The organism is Millionella massiliensis (assembly GCF_900104655.1).
Classification (GTDB): Bacteria; Bacteroidota; Bacteroidia; order Bacteroidales; family Rikenellaceae; genus Rikenella; species Rikenella massiliensis.
In genome coordinates this window covers 717519-732880 of the sequence record NZ_FNWD01000002.1, presented here as the reverse complement: position 1 = coordinate 732880, position 15362 = coordinate 717519, and the positions used below count along the sequence as shown (strand labels likewise).

At 58.6% G+C, this 15362-nt stretch carries 7 protein-coding genes; 1 reads left to right on the top strand and 6 read right to left on the bottom strand.

The genetic code is table 11. The features are described from left to right. Positions 1-153 precede the first annotated feature (153 nt). Positions 154-1464 carry a xylose isomerase gene (xylA, locus tag BQ5379_RS03045; protein ID WP_071134075.1) on the bottom strand — a complete coding sequence of 437 codons (1311 nt, stop codon included), beginning with the start codon at positions 1462-1464 and terminating at the stop codon, positions 154-156. A gap of 24 nt (positions 1465-1488) precedes the next feature. Next, on the bottom strand, positions 1489-2982 hold the full coding sequence (locus BQ5379_RS03040) for a xylulokinase (RefSeq protein WP_071134074.1): 1494 nt from the start codon (positions 2980-2982) through the stop codon (positions 1489-1491). A gap of 644 nt (positions 2983-3626) precedes the next feature. Between BQ5379_RS03040 and BQ5379_RS03030 the strand changes: the two genes are divergently transcribed. Next, complete coding sequence (locus BQ5379_RS03030; protein WP_071134072.1) at positions 3627-5051, top strand: sialate O-acetylesterase; 1425 nt, start codon at positions 3627-3629, stop codon at positions 5049-5051. A gap of 222 nt (positions 5052-5273) precedes the next feature. On the opposite strand, the gene BQ5379_RS03025 is transcribed toward BQ5379_RS03030, so the two are convergent. From BQ5379_RS03025 to BQ5379_RS03010, 4 genes are all read right to left on the bottom strand, one after another. After that, on the bottom strand, positions 5274-7532 hold the full coding sequence (locus BQ5379_RS03025; RefSeq protein WP_071134071.1) for a hypothetical protein: 2259 nt from the start codon (positions 7530-7532) through the stop codon (positions 5274-5276). 266 nt (positions 7533-7798) lie between these two features. Beyond that, the gene (locus BQ5379_RS03020; protein ID WP_071134070.1) at positions 7799-10060 is read right to left on the bottom strand and encodes a hypothetical protein; all 2262 of its coding nucleotides are present in this window, start codon (positions 10058-10060) and stop codon (positions 7799-7801) included. A 114-nt stretch (positions 10061-10174) separates the two neighbouring features. Continuing rightward, positions 10175-12679: a beta-galactosidase GalB gene (gene galB, locus BQ5379_RS03015; RefSeq protein WP_071134069.1), complete on the bottom strand. Its 2505-nt coding sequence runs from the start codon at positions 12677-12679 to the stop codon at positions 10175-10177. A gap of 167 nt (positions 12680-12846) precedes the next feature. Continuing rightward, on the bottom strand, positions 12847-15315 hold the full coding sequence (locus tag BQ5379_RS03010) for a hypothetical protein (RefSeq protein ID WP_143039376.1): 2469 nt from the start codon (positions 15313-15315) through the stop codon (positions 12847-12849). Positions 15316-15362 lie beyond the last annotated feature (47 nt).

Sequence of the window (15362 nt, the reverse complement as noted above, 5' to 3'; positions counted from 1 at the left end):
CCGTGCGAAAGGTCTTTCGTCCCCATTTTTACCTGTTTCCGGGGGTACATTCGGTGGTGGCGTTCCCGTTGCGTGGCAGGCGGACACGTTGCAGTGAGGCCTGCTTACGCGGTGCCGTTGGTAGCGGCGCTGACGGATAACAACCGGACGGGACTAAATGTACATGGAGAGGAGTTGTTCGTAGCGTTCCTGTTTGCCGCTGATGGTGGCAGGTTCGCCGTTGGCGGCTGCAAAGTCACGCAGTGCTTCGAGGGTCAGTTTACCTTGTTCGAATTCGGCACCCTTGCCGCTGTCGAACGAAGCGTAACGCTCTTTGCGCCAGGTTTTGTACGGGGTTTCGTTCAGGATCTTGTCGGCGATCAGCAGAGCGCGGGCAAAGATGTCCATACCGGTGATGTGGGCGATGAAGAGGTCTTCGACGTCGGTCGAGTTGCGGCGAACCTTGGCGTCGAAGTTGAAACCGCCGTTACCGATACCGCCGTTGCCGAGGATGACCAGCATGGCTTCGACGGCTTCCTGAAGATCGAGCGGGAATTGGTCGGTGTCCCAACCGTTCTGGTAGTCGCCGCGGTTGGCGTCGATGCTGCCCAGCATACCGGCGTCGGCGGCACACTGCAGTTCGTGCTGGAAGGTGTGGCCGGCCAGCGTGGCGTGGTTCACTTCGATGTTGAGTTTGAAGTCCTGATCCAGACCCCAGTGGCGCAGGAAACCGATGACGGTCTCGCTGTCGTAGTCGTACTGGTGTTTGGTCGGTTCCATCGGTTTCGGCTCGATCAGGAAGGTGCCTTTGAAGCCGTTTTTACGGGCGTAGTCGCGGGCCATGATGAGCATGCGGGCCAGGTGTTCCTTTTCGCGTTTCATGTCGGTGTTCAGCAGCGACATGTAGCCTTCACGACCACCCCAGAAGACGTAGTTTTCACCGCCGAGCGCGATGGTGGCGTCGATGGCGTTCTTGATCTGGGTGCCGGCGTAGGCGACGGCGGCGAAGTCGGGATTGGTGGCGGCGCCGTTCATATAGCGGCTGTGACCGAAGACGTTGGCGGTACCCCACAACAGTTTGATGCCGGTTTCGGCCTGTTTCTGGGCGGCGTATTCCACGATGGCGTGCAGGTTCTTTTCATATTCGGCCACGGTGGGAGCTTCGGCGATCAGGTCGACGTCGTGGAAGCAGTAGTAGGGGGCGCCGATTTTGGTGAAGAAGTCGAAGGCGGAGTCCATCTTGGCTTTGGCCTGCGCTACGGGGTCGCTGATGTTGCTCCACGGGAACGAACGGGTCGGACCGCCGAAGGGGTCGTTGTTGCCGGCGCAGAACGAGTGCCAGTAGGCGATGGCGAATCGCAGCTGTTCTTTCATCGTTTTACCGCCCACGATGCGGTCGGCATCGTACCAGCGGAATGCCAGCGGGTTTTTGGATTCGGGACCTTCGTACTTGATTTTGTCGATTTTCGAAAACATCGATTCCATGATGGTGTTGTTGGTTTGGTTAGTTTATTGTTTGTTTTGCAGTTCGAGTTGGGATTCCAGCTGGAGTTTCCATTGCTGGTAGGCGTTTTCGAGCGCTTCGCGTTGGGCGGGATCGGGATCGATGGTCTCCAGCTTGCGCAGCGAGGCGAAGGCTTCGTCACGATTGGCATAGAGTCCTGCACCGAGGGCGGCGCCGCGGGCCGCTCCGAGTGCTCCGTCGGTGTTGTAGAGTTCGATGCGTGCACCGGTCAGCGTGGCAAGGGTTTGCCGGAACAGGGGGCTCAGGAAGAGGTTGGCTTTGCCGGCGCGGATAACCTGGGGAGCCAGACCGGTCTCTTTCATGATGTCGATACCGTAGCGGAAAGCGAAGGCAATCCCTTCCTGGGCGGCACGCAGCAGGTGGGCTGTGGTGTGCCGATTGAGGTCGAGGCCGGCGATGGTGGCGCCGGTGAAACGGTTTTCGAGCATTCGCTCGGCGCCGTTGCCGAAGGGGAGCATCACGACCCCTTCGCTGCCGGCCGGTACGGTCTCGCACAGGGCGTTGATCTGGTCGTAGCTCATTTCACGGGCAGCGATGCGGCGAATCCAGGCGTTCAGGATGCCGGTGCCGTTGATGCAGAGCAGTACGCCGTAGCGGGGTGCAGCGGCGGTGTGGTTGACGTGCAGAAAGGTGTTGACCCGGAACAGGGGATCGGCTTTCGGGGTGTCGGTCACGCCGTAAATAACGCCCGAGGTGCCTCCCGTGGCTGCGATTTCGCCGCTCTCCATGACGTTGAGCGAGAAGGCGTTGTTGGGCTGGTCGCCGGCACGGTAGGAGATGGGGGTCCCGGCGGGGATGCCCAGCAGACGTTCCGTGGCCTCGTTGGTGTGGCTTTGGACACCGATCGAGGGGAGGTCGTCGGGGATCGTATCGAGCGGGATGCCGAAGTAGTCGGCTACAAAGTCGGCACGTTTGTTCTCTTTGAAGTCCCAGAGGATCTGTTCGGAGAGACCGCTGCTGCTGGTGTGGATCTGACCGGAGAGGCGGTAGGCGATGTAGTCGCCGGGGAGCATGAAGTGGGCGGTCCGGGCGAAGAGTTCGGGTTCGTTGGCCTTGACCCAGGCGAATTTCGAGGCGGTGAAGTTGCCGGGCGAGTTGAGCGTGTGGGTCAGGCAGCGTTCGTGGCCGAGTGCCGCGTGGGCGGCGGCTCCGATTTCGACGGCGCGGCTGTCGCACCAGATGATCGATTTGCGGAGCGGTTCGCCGGCTGCGTCGAGGCATACCAGACCGTGCATCTGGTAGGTGATGCCGATGGCGGCCACTTCGCTCATCGGGCAGCTGGCCGACAGGGTGTGAATGCCTTCACAGACGTAGTCCCACCACATACGGGGGTCTTGTTCGGCCCACCCGGTACGGGGCGAGTCGATGGGCATTTCGGTGGAGGGCAGGGCGATCGAGGCTGCACATTCGCCGGTGGCGAGGTCCAGCAGCGACACTTTGATCGAGGAACTGCCGATGTCGATTCCTAGGGTTTTCATGGGTTTGGGTCGGTTTGGGGAGGCGGCTGCGCGGTCTGCTCTGCAAAAGATGACCGTCGACAGACCGCCCCGAGGCTGAGTGGTTGGTTTTTGTTACTTGTTTCTTCTATTCGGCCCGTCGTGTCGGGCGTTTTTATGGGGTTTTTCAGGGCATAAATCGGGCCTTGCAGACCGTTTCTTATTGTAAAAAATACATTAAGAAAACGTCGCAAACCCCTTGCGTTCGTCTAAAAACACATGATTTACAGGTTCGTGGGGCAGAGAACTTCGGTTGTTCGGTTTATTGAAACGAGCGATCCGAACGATGAGCCCGGCTTACCTGAGTCAAAAATCTTTTGCAAGGTATGAAAAATAGCTCGGAAGTTCAAGCCCTGGAACGGAAAATATTCACGAAAAACGGCGAAAAGAGTGGAATGTCTGCCGGATCGGGGCGGCGACGATGTGCGGCCGGCGGTGGTGTATTTGTTCGTGGTGATTGGGATGGCTGTTTGTTTTGGGGGGGAGAATATTTACCGGCGCGTCGAATCGGCATTGTACGTACCCGGATATTTTGCTAATATTGCATTCGTGTGTCGCGACTGGGTGATGCGTCGCCTTCCGACACCCGTGAATAACCCCATTACTTATTATAATTCGATTTTCAAATGAAAAAGACACTCTTGAAATGTGCATCGGTCGGCTGGGCGTTGTGTTGCGCACCTGCCCTGATGGCACAGACCCAAACCCCGTTACACCTGCCGGCGATCTTTTCCGACGGTATGGTGCTCCAGCAGCAGAGTTCGGTCCCGGTATGGGGCTGGGGCGAAGCGAGTACGACGGTGAAGATCGTCGGTAGTTGGATGCCCGAGGATACGGTGACCGCACAGGTCGATGACTGCGGACGGTGGAAAACCGAAATTCCTACGACTCGTTACGGAGGTCCCTACACGTTGCATATCTTCTCCGACAATATGCCGGGCAATCGCATCGAGCTGAAAGATGTCTTGCTGGGCGAAGTGTGGCTGTGCTGCGGGCAGTCGAACATGGAGTGGTCTCCGAAAAACGGCATCCAGAATCAGAATAACGAAATCGCATCGGCCGATCATCCGACAATTCGCTATTTCAGCCTGAACAAACGCGGTAGCGACTATCTGCAGGAGGATTGCATCGCGCAGTGGGAGACCTGTTCGCCCGACGTGATGCGTCGGCGAAGTGCCGTGGCTTACTTCTTTGGCAAACGGCTGAAAGAGGAGCTAAAGGTTCCGGTTGGCCTGATCGTATCGGCATGGGGCGGAACTCCGGCCGAGGTTTGGGCTCCGCGCGAGGTGGTAATGGGTACGCCCGAAATTGCCAATGCCATGCTCGACAAGACCTACCCGTGGTGGCCTGTTGCACCGGGTGTGCTCTACAATAGCATGATCTTCCCGCTGATGCCCTACGAAATTGCGGGGGCCATCTGGTACCAGGGCGAGTCGAACCGCGAAAATCCCTCGTCCTACTACGTGCTGATGCAGAAGATGATTGAAAGCTGGCGCAAGGGCTTCGGTAAGGAGTTTCCGTTCTATCTGGTTCAGATTGCGCCCTTCAAATACGGGGCTACTGACAACGGGCCGGCCTTGATTCGTGAGGCGCAGGATCGTGTGGCACGCGAGGTGCCGAATACGGGTATGGTGGTGACGGTGGACGTTGGAGATCCGGGGAATATCCATCCGGCCAAGAAGGTCGAAGTCGGTACGCGTCTGGCCAATCTGGCCCTCGGACGACACTACAAGGTGTTGGAAAAGGGGTACGAAAGTCCGCTGTTCGAACGGATGGAGATCGAGAAGGGTAAAGCGATCGTAACCTTTACGCAGACCGAGAGCGGTTTGGTATGTCCCGACAAGACGATCAATGGCGTTCAGATTGCCGGCCAAGATGGAGCGTTCGTTTCGGCCAAGGCCGAGATTCGGGAGAACCGGCTGGTCGTTTCGTCGCCTGAGGTGAAGAACCCGGTTGCCGTGCGCTACTGTTTCGACGATGCCACGATCGGTAACTTGTTTAACGGCGAAGGCATGCCGGTAGCTCCGTTCCGTACCGATGTTGCGAAATAATCTACCGGTTTGGTCGTCTAGGACCGGCGTTCGGAAGTGAACGTATGGAACACAACGGTATGTACGTAAACGACAGGAGGCTATATCGAATTCGATATAGCCTCCTGTGTTTTTAGACGTTGTCCCGTTATGGTGCATGATGCACGGACGGGAATACTGTGTGTCAGCATGCAGGCCGAGGTTCAGTATCTTGCGGAAGTGGCTCGGCCTGCCGCGGGGAAGTTACTTTTTGGGATAGAGATCGTAGGTGCGTACCGATTGTCCGTTTTCCATCTGGTGGAGAGTCCAACCGGTGTTGTCGGCACGTTTTTCCAGTCGCCAGTTGAGTGTCGGATCCTGAAGCAGTTTCTTGATGTGCTGCGGGAAGGCGTCAGCCCAGCGTGCCTCTTCCCAGGTCTTGATGACGTTGAAAATCGCGTATTTCTGAGGACAACTTTCAACATCCTTTTGGCCGAGTTTCAGGAAGTAGGTGGCACCGTACCCGACGGCGGTCGCTTCGATATGCTCGTACTGTTCGACGGTCGAGGTGGCCGTGATGGGGAAGTTTACGCCGAACGACGAGGGGAAGAAGTTGGCGTAGGTCATGTCGCGCAGGTCTTTGCCCTGGCTGGTGGTACTTCCCCAGACGCGTTTGTCGACGTCGTAGATGTTCAGTCCGCCGCCCACGTTCCAGATACTCTGGTAGTGCCATGAGCCTTCCAACAGTCCGGCTCCGGTGAAACGCAGCGAGGGCAGATTGTGCTTCTTGCTCTGTTCTGCGATTTTTCGGAAGAAACGTTTGACGGAGTAGTTGCCGAATCCGCTGTGGAGCAAGAATTCCATACCGTCCAAGTCATACATACCTAGCCCGTTGTAGGCGGCCATATCAGCATAGAGCTCAGCAAGTTTGTCCTGCAGTTCGAGGTTCGGCACCAAGCCTTCATATCCCCAGGTGACCGTTACCTGCACTTTGTCGACGGCATCGCCTTTTGAGTGCGCTGCGGGAGTGGTATTCCAGTAGCCGCGTGTTACGTTGAGCAGGCGGTATGGAGCGGTCTTCGATACGCCGAGGTAGTGGATCAGTTCCTTGCCGATTTTGACCATGTTCAGTTCGCGGTAATGTCCTTCCCAGCAGGCAATCTCTTCCATGTGGGTCGGATCGTCAATGTAGATCATCGTGTCGGTGGCCGAGAGGTCGGCGGTGAGGAAACGGCGATGCTGGATGCAGACGCTGTCCGACGGCATGGGGCTGCAGTCTTTCGTGCCGGGTGCCATGGAGGTTGTGATGGTCGTGCGGCCGAGGATGATGCTGTCCCGCGCCAGCAGGTCGGCATATTCGCGGTGCGTAAGGTCGCCCGAACTCAGGTGGAACGGTTTGCGCTCGCCGTTTCGGCCGTCGATGTACCCTTCGGTGTTACGGTCGGGACGCAAGAAGCCCAGGTCGTAAGCGTGGATCCCATGGAGCCCCATCTGTTTGGTGTAGGAGGCGATGCTGTCGTACAGGCCGCCATAAACCCATACGTCGGGAGCGAAAGAGCTGGGATCTTTGACCCACTTGCCGCGATAGGTCGGATAGGGCAACCCTTCGTCCAGCACGATGCGTTGGATCACATCCATCAGTGCGATGCTGTCGGGGCTACCCCACAGGGCGATGGACGAGCCGATGTAGTCGACACCGGGAACATCCTGTCGTTTGAGGTGGTTCGGTTCGTTGTTGACAAGAATTGGAGCACCTTCGGGAGAGTAGATCATATCGCCTTTGCGCCGGTCGCGGGATCGGTAACGGATGCTGATCCGGCCGTTCCCATCTACACTGGCGGTTTCACCACTCATGATGTAGTAAGGCTCTTTGCGGTTGAAAAAGGCGACATCGCTGATGCCGTCTCCCCCCAGGGTTACCTGTTGGCCTTCGTGCAGTTCGAGCGGAAGGGGATGTTTGTTGCGGTCCGAGGTGTGAACGGTGTATCCTCCGGCACCGGTTTCGGAGGTGTAGCGGGCTTCGCCGCCGATGGTGTTGTCGTCCAAAGCCAGGGCTCCGATGGCATAGTTCACGGCGACTGACGTATCGCGGGCTACGCCGATGACCCCGCCGACCAGATTGTCGATATTGGTGTAGTAGTTACCCCATTGGATAGCGTCGATTCCCTCCCGGTTTTCGACTGACAGCAGGGTGAGTTTCAGATACTTTTCCTTCTCTTCGAGCTGGACGGTGGCCACGGCTCCGTTTTCGTACTCCAGCGTGTAGCGTCCCTGGCTGTAACGGGCTTTCTGCGGGTAGTAGTAACGTTTCAACTGGCTGTTGTACAGCGCTAAGAGAGGAGAAGGCTGATCCGAGGGACTGAAGTTGCGGTCGCTTTTGGTGTTGTTCCACATGCCGACAATGTAACCGCGGGAGTCTACCGCGATTTTGAAGTAGTCGGTTTGGAAGGTCTCTTGCTGACCCGATCCGCAACTGCAAAACAACAGGGCGAATGCGGCGCATGAAATCAAAGTTCTTTTCATTTTGATTTTGGGATGATTTTAGGGGGTGTTATGAGAGAATGTGTATTGTTGAGCGAGGATGGTTTAAGGTGGGTACTCTTATTTAGGCTATGCGGTGAGGAGGCTGTCTGAACGTCCATGTTCGTGTGTGGGGTATCCAAAGTGAGCATGAGACTGTTGGTCTGCAAGATGGCTCCGTACGTTCGCAGGTGGATTGACCGAATGGGGTATGAAAAAACGGCCGAGGCTTCGCGTTTGCGTAAAGCCTCGGCCGGTCGAGGAGAAAATTACTTTTTGGGATAGAGGTCGTAGGTGCGTACCGATTGTCCGTTCTCCATTTGGTGGAGGGTCCAACCGGTGTTGTCGGCACGTTTTTCCAGTCGCCAACTGAGGGTCGGATCCTGAAGCAGTTTCTTGATGTGCTGCGGGAAGGCATCGGCCCAGCGTGCCTCTTCCCAGGTCTTGATGACGTTGAAAATCGCGTATTTCTGAGGACAACTTTCAACGTCTTTTTGGCCGAGTTTCAGGAAGTAGGTAGCGCCGTATCCGACGGCGGTCGCTTCGATGTGCTCGTACTGTTCGACAGTCGAGGTGGCCGTGATCGGGAAGTTTACGCCGAACGACGAGGGGAAGAAGTTGGCGTAGGTTACATCACGCAGGTCTTTGCCCTGGCTGGTGGTGCTTCCCCAGACGCGCTTGTCGGCATCGTAGATGTTCAGCCCGCCGCCCACGTTCCAGATACTCTGGTAGTGCCACGACCCTTCGGAGAGGGTGGCGCCGGTGAAACGCAGCGAGGGTAACTGATGTTTGGCGGCCTGTTCGAACACGTTGCGGAAGAAACGTTTGACGGAGTAGGTGCCGAATCCGTTGTGGAACAGGAACTCCTGTCCGTCGAGGTCGTACATACCCAGCCCGCAGCGAGCGGCCATGTCGCCGTAGAGTTTACCCAATTCGTCCTGCAACTCCAGATTCGGTACCAGACCGGCGTAGGCCCAGCCCACGGTCACCTGCAGTTTGTCAACGGCATCGCCTTTTGAGTGTGCCGCGGGAGTCGTGTTCCAGTAGCCGCGCGTCACGTTGAGCAGGCGGTAAGGAGCGGTTTTCGATACGCCGAGGTAGTGGATCAGCTCTTTGCCGATTTTGACCATATTCAGCTCGGGGCAGTGTCCTTCCCAGCAGGCGATCTCTTCCAGATAGGTCGGATCGTCGATGTAGATCATCGTGTCGGTGGCCGAGAGGTCGGCGGTGAGGAAACGGCGATGCTGGATGCAGGCGCTGTCCGACGGTACGGGGCTGCAGTCCTTCGTGCCGGGTGCCATGGAGTTGGTGATGGTCGTGCGGCCGAGGATGATGCTGTCACGGGCCAGCAGGTCGGCATATTCGCGGTGCGTGAGATCGCCCGAACTCAGGTGGAACGGTTTGCGTTCGCCGTTTCGGCCGTCGATATACCCTTCGGTGTTGCGGTCGGGGTTCAGGAAGCCCAAATCGTAGGCATGCACGCCGTGGAGCCCCATCTGTTTGGTGTAGGAGGCGATGCTGTCGTACTCACCGCCGTAGACCCATACGTCGGGGGCGAAAGCGGTGGGGTCTTTGACCCACCGGCCTCGGTAGGTCGGATAGGGCAGTCCTTCGTCCAACACGATGCGTTGGATCACGTCCATCAGTGCAAGGCTGTCGGGACTTCCCCACAGGGCGATGGACGAGCCGATGTAGTCGACGCCGGGAACATCCTGCCGTTGCAGGTGGTTCGGCTCGTTGTTTACGAAGACCGGAACCCCCTCGGGCGAGTAGATTAGGTCACCTTTGCGACGGTCGCGTGACTGGTAGCGGATGTTGATCCGACCGTTGCAGTCTACCCCGGCCGTGGCACCGTAAACCATCCGGAAGTAGGGCTCCTTACGGTTGTAGAAGGCAACGTCGTTGTGGCCGTCGCCCCCCATGGTGAACTGTTGGCCTTCGTGGAGGGTCAGCGGCAGCGGGTGGTTGACATGGTCGGGCGAGTGGACGATATATCCGCTGGCTCCGGTTTCGGAGGTGTAGCGGGCTTCGCCGCCGATGGTGTTGTCGTCCAGCGACAGCACGCCGATGGCATAGTTCACGGCGGCCGACGTGTCACGGGCTACGCCGATCACGTCGCCCAGCAGGTTGTCGATATTGGTGTAGTAGGTACCCCATTGAATGGCGTCGATCCCCTCCCGGTTTTCCAGCGAGATGAGCTTCATTTTCAGGTATTTGTCCTTCTCTTCGAGCTGGACGGTGGCCACGGCTCCGTTTTCGTACTCCAGTGTGTAGCGTCCCTGGCTGTAACGGGCTTTCTGCGGGTAGTAGTAACGTTTCAACTGGCTGTTGTACAGCGACAGCAGGGGCGAGGGCTGGTCTGACGGGCTGAAGTTGCGGTCGGTTTTGGTGTTGTTCCACATGCCGACGATGTAGCCGCGCGGATCGACCGCGATTTTAAAATAGTCGGTTTGGAAGGTCTCTTGCTGACCCGATCCGCAACTGCAAAGCAGCAGGGCGAATGCGGCGCATGAAATCAGGGCTCTTTTCATTTCGGATGATTTCCTTTTGCGTAAGTTGAGTTATGTTTAGTGTTTTTTTAATGGACGGGTAACGGGAAGAATGTGCCGGTAAACGAGTGGTTCGGCACGGGTGGGCCGGAAGTGTTATTTCACCTTGATTTCCAGTTCGGCACCCTCCAGCCCGTCGGCTGTGGCACGAAAACGGAGTTTGCCGCGTTCGCCGCGTTTGGCCTTCACGATGGCCAGATAGAGCCCGTTGAAGGCCGGGCGGGTGGTTTCCTGGAAGGCGATCAGACAGGTCGGGTCGCCGTTGTCGGTCGCAACGACCTGGCCCGGGCCCTCGACGGTCGAGGTGATGACGGGTTCGGCCGTGGGAACTTCGTTCCCTTCGCTGTCGATCAGCGACACCCGGACGAATACGAGGTCTTCGCCGTCGGCTCGGAGCGTGCATTTGTCGGCGGTCAGTTTCAGTTTGACCGCTTCGCCGGTCGTTTTAACCGAGGTCTCGGCCCAGAGCTTCCCGTCGCGGTAGGCAACGGCTTTCAGCTCGCCCGGTTCGTACACGACGCTGTCCCACCGCAGGCGGTATTCGAGGGGCTGCTTGGTCTTGCGGCCGAGCGACTTCCCATTGAGGAACAGTTCGGCTTCGTCGCCCGAGGTGTAGACGAATACGGGGGTCGTCTGGCCGACACGATCGGGGAAATTCCAGTGGGGCAGGATGTGTACCATCGGTGTGTCGGGCATCCAGCGGGCTTTGTATAGGTAATAGCGGTCCTTGGGGAAGCCGGCCAGGTCCACGATGCCGAAGTAGCTGCTGCGCGAGGTGGGGCGGTCTTTTTCGATCTGTTCCAGTTTTCGGCGCTCTTCCTCCTTCAGGCTGGCGTTCTGGCCGTAGTTCAGCAGCACGGAGTTGTCAGAGTTGAACGGGGTCGGTTCGCCGAGGTAGTCAAAGCCGGTCCATACGAACTCGCCGCAGATGGCCGGGTAGCGATCCAGCGCGGCGAACTCTTCGTCGGGCAGGCCGCCCCAGCCGGGCTGGGTCAGGTCGTAGGACGAGACGTGGAAACGGCGCGGAAAGTACTCGCCGCGTGAACTCATCGTCGAGCTGCTCTCGCTGGAGTAGCCCGAGAGGTGCTCGTGCCCCTCCTTGTTGAGAAACTCGCCGTAGAAGTGGGGGCCGCCATAGCAGCCGGCCGCGTAGTTCATGCCGTGGACATCCACTTGCAGTTCTGTCCCGTTCACGGCCGATTTGCTGGGGTACGAGGCGCCGAAGCTGACGGGGCGGGTCCGGTCGTAACGGTGGACCACCTCGGTCAGGTGGCGGGCCACGCCGGTCTCGGGGTGGTACTGCTCTTCGACCTCATTGCCGGTGCTCCAGAGGATGATCGAGGGGTGGTTGCGGTCGCGGCAGACGAGGCTCTCCAGATCGCGTTCGTGCCACTCGGCGAACAGCGAACCGTAGTCGTACTCTTTTTTGCCGTGGTTCCAGCAGTCGAAGGCTTCGTCCATCACCAGAAAACCCATCTTGTCGGCCAGCGTCAGCAGTTCCGGTGCGGGCGGGTTGTGCGAGGTGCGGAGGGCGTTGCAGCCGAAGCTTTTCAGAATCGTCAGCTGCCGGCGCAGGGCGACTTCGTTGATGGCCGCGCCGAGGGCACCGAGGTCGTGGTGGTTGCAGGTTCCGTTGATGGGCACTCGCTGGCCGTTCAGCAGGAATCCGTTGTCGTGGGTGAACTCGATGGTGCGGACGCCGAACGGGGTGTCGTAGAGATCTACGAGGCGTTTGCCGTCATAGACCGACACGCGGGCCAGATAGCGGTTCGGCTCCTCGAGGCTCCACAGACGGGGCTGAGGAATCTCCAGCGTAATGCTGTCGGTACCGGTCTGTTGTGAGCCGACGTTCAGGGAGTGTCGGTCGGAGGTGGCTACCCGTTTGCCGGGGCGGTCGTTTTCGTCCAGTTCGTAGAGGGATACGGTGTAGCTGCACTCGGCGTTGGCCGGGCGGTGGTTCTCGATCCACAGATTGACCTGTGCGGTGGCGCTTTCCGGGTCGATCTTGGGTGTGGTGACGAAAACGCCCCATTGCGCGATATGCACGGGAGCGGTCTTCACCAGCCGCACGTGGCGATAGATGCCGGCGCCGGGATACCAGCGCGATCCGAGTTTCTCGGTATTCAGCCGTACGGCGACGACGTTCTCTTCGCCCCACCGGAGGTGCGGGGTGAGGTCCACGCGGAACGAGATGTAGCCGTAGGGGCGGTCGCCGACCTTGTGGCCGTTGATGAATACTTCGGCATTGGCCATGGCGCCGTCGAAGTCGAGGTAAAACCGTCTGTCGGACTCTTTGGCGGGTACGACGAAATGTTTGCGGTACCATCCGATACCGCGCCAGGGGAGTTTGCCGGTGTATCCTTCGAGGTCGGGGCGGAAGGGGCCTTCGATGCCCCAGTCGTGGGGCAGGTCCAGCGACCGCCATCCCGTATCGTCCAGATCGGGACGTTCGAGCGAGGCGGGTTCGTCGATCCGGGAGCCGTCGGCCTGCAGACCGTAACGGGCGAAGAGCCAGTCGCGGTCGAAGTTGGTCTCCTCGCGCTGGGCACGAGCCGTGGCTGCCAGCAGCAGCGTGAGACACAGGGTGATGAGTTTTTTCATAAATCGGAGGTTTGGAGGTAGGCTGTTTTGAGGAAATGTTGAGATTCCATAGGATAGGGGCAATAGAACGAGCATTAAAAAAGGAGGTGGAACGGTGGGTTTGGGAGCGCGTTCCACCTCCTGCTGATCCGAATAGACCCGGGAATGAGAATCTCGTCAGCAGACGTCTATTTCTGGGCGGTAATGGTTTGCGGGTTGCCCAGCGCCTTGAATTCGAGTTCGATGGCCGGTGCCGTCGCTGATGAGAAGTCACACTGTACGGTCACCGTATTGTCGCCCTTGCTCCACAGGCTGGTGGCCGGAAGCGGATATTGGGCGCGCGGTTTCCAGCATCCGTCGCAGACATAAACCGAACGGCCGTCGCTGTAGATCTTGTCGCCGGCCTTGAGGGTGGCCGGAATCTCGATGCTGGCTGCTCCGGCTACATCGATCCGAAGGTTGCGGATCTCGCCGGTACCTTTCTCGCCCGGCAGGATGGTGGCGTAGAACTGTACGGCCTGCGTTTCGTAGGGGTTCTGGAACGTGAATTTGCTGAGCAGCGGTTCGCCGGTCTGTACGGAGCGGAATTTGTGGACGTGGTTGCCGTCGAGGGTCACGTCATAGAGTTGCCAACTGTTGTCGCCGTTCTTTTCGAGATGGTATTCGTGGTTCGGATCTTTCATCTGTTCACGCTGTTCGGGGGTGAACAGTCCGAGTTTGCGGAGCTGCTGCCACTCGCGGATGGCGCTGAAGAGGGTGCTCTTGAATCCGTTCTGTTCGATGCCTTCATCGACGCGCAGCAGATAACCGGCGTCGAAGGCGGCGCTGCGGGCCTGGATCCATTCGATGTCTTCGGGACGGTAGGTCGGTTCGAGTTTGAACCAGCCCAGCATGCCGGGCATCAGGTTGCGTTCGAAGTAACGCTGGTTGTCGGTGCGGTAGTTGACCTGGCTTTGGCGCAGGTTGTCGTACCAGGGTTCACCCCAGTTCATGAACGAGTAGATGTGCCAGTAGTAGTGGAAGGTGCCGGCACCGCAGGTTAAGCGGTAATGGTCTAACCCCTTGTACCAACGGTCGACGAAGAGGCCGGCGCCATAGACGCCGTGGCCGGTGGGCGAACCGCCGCCATAGCCGTCGAAGTCCATCAGACCGATGCCGGTCTCGTTGCAGACGGTCGAGAGACGGTCGGCGTAACGATTCTGCAGGTGAATGTCGGGGTAGAAGCCGCTGTAGCTGTCGTTGACCAGTTTGTCGACCTGTGTGCCGCTGGTGTGGGCTGCGGGTTGGGTACCGAACTGGCCGCGGGTGCAGTTCAGCAGTTTGTAGGGGGCTTCGGCGGATACTTCGCGGTACTGGATCAGTTCTTTCCCGATCTTGACGGTGTGAGTGAGGTCGGGGTTGCGGAAGAATTCCGGCGATTCGATCTCGATTTCAGTATCGGTGGCGCTGATGTCGCGGGTCAGCTGGCTGCTGCCGGCGATGCAGAGGCTGTCGCTCGGGACGGGCGTTACGTAGGGGTCATGCTGCGAGGTGAACATGGTCAGCGTGTGGACGCCGATCTCCTTGCCGCGCTGACGGGCCCGGTCGGTGAAGGCCTTGATTTGCGGAGCGCCGTCCGGGAATCGCGACGTGTGGAGGTCGAAGTGACCCCAGCTCTTGAATACGTCGCCGATGTGAATCAGGTCGAAGGCGCAGGAGTCGGCATAGTTCAGCGCGTTGTCCAGCGAGCCGCCTTCGTAGAGCATGTAGGCTTTGTTCAGCGGGAGGCGTTTGATCCATACGCCGTTGATTTCGGGGTGGGGAAGTCCTTCGTTGAGTTCGATGGTCTCGATCACGTCAAGCACCTGGGCGGTGGGAACGCCGAACAGGGCGATGGAACTGCCGACGAAGTCCTGTTCCAGCGGTGCGATCTGCTGGCGGCGGCCGTAGAGGTCAACGGTGCGGCCCGTGCGCCAGTCGCGGGCGAAGAATTGGATGTCGCTGCCGTAGGGTGTTTTGGCGGCCGCACTGCCCCGCCATTGGCGGACGAAATCGGGCATGTCGCCGGTTTCGTTGACGTTGATCGGGTCGATCTTCTGTCCGATCTTGTCTTTGTATTCGTCGGGCACCTCCTGTCCGGGGAGCGGGTCGACGTAGAAACCGCCGCCGGCATCGTCACCCAGGTGGGGCTGCCCTTCGGTGGTATAGAGGTTCAGGGCCTGCACGCCGATGGCATAGAGGCTGTCGCGCACCACGCCTACGGTTTCGCCGATGTGCTGGGAGATGCTGGTGGCGAAGGGGCCCCAGGCAATGGCATCGATACCGTCACGATTCTCGAGCGATTCAAGGGTCAGTTTCAGATACTGTCCTTTCTCTTCGACTTTTACGGAGGCGATGGCGCCGTTGGGATACTCCAGCCGGATCACCTGTTGCTCGGCGTTGTAGTCGGCCCGTTGCGGGTAGTAGTACTGGCCGGTCTGGTCATCGTAGAGGGTCATCAGCGGTGAGGGTTTCTCCTTGGGGCTGAAGTTGTGGCGAGACGGGTCGCTGAATTCGACGAGGTAACCTTCCGGATTGATTTTTACTTCAAAAAAATCGGTTCGGAAAGTCGTTTTGTTGTTCGAGGCGCAGCTGAAAAACAGCAGGGCGGATACGGCGTACAACCAGGTTTTCCTCATGATTTTGTTATTTTTACGGTGTTAGACAAATTCTTCGGGTCGGTCTT

Coding starts and splice junctions, on each gene's coding strand:
- BQ5379_RS03040 (WP_071134074.1), bottom strand. CDS start 2,982: ATGAAAACCCTAGGAATCGACATCGGCAGTTCCTCGATCAAAGTGTCG.
- BQ5379_RS03025 (WP_071134071.1), bottom strand. CDS start 7,532: ATGAAAAGAACTTTGATTTCATGCGCCGCATTCGCCCTGTTGTTTTGC.
- xylA (WP_071134075.1), bottom strand. CDS start 1,464: ATGGAATCGATGTTTTCGAAAATCGACAAAATCAAGTACGAAGGTCCC.
- BQ5379_RS03030 (WP_071134072.1), top strand. CDS start 3,627: ATGAAAAAGACACTCTTGAAATGTGCATCGGTCGGCTGGGCGTTGTGT.
- BQ5379_RS03010 (WP_143039376.1), bottom strand. CDS start 15,315: ATGAGGAAAACCTGGTTGTACGCCGTATCCGCCCTGCTGTTTTTCAGC.
- BQ5379_RS03020 (WP_071134070.1), bottom strand. CDS start 10,060: ATGAAAAGAGCCCTGATTTCATGCGCCGCATTCGCCCTGCTGCTTTGC.
- galB (WP_071134069.1), bottom strand. CDS start 12,679: ATGAAAAAACTCATCACCCTGTGTCTCACGCTGCTGCTGGCAGCCACG.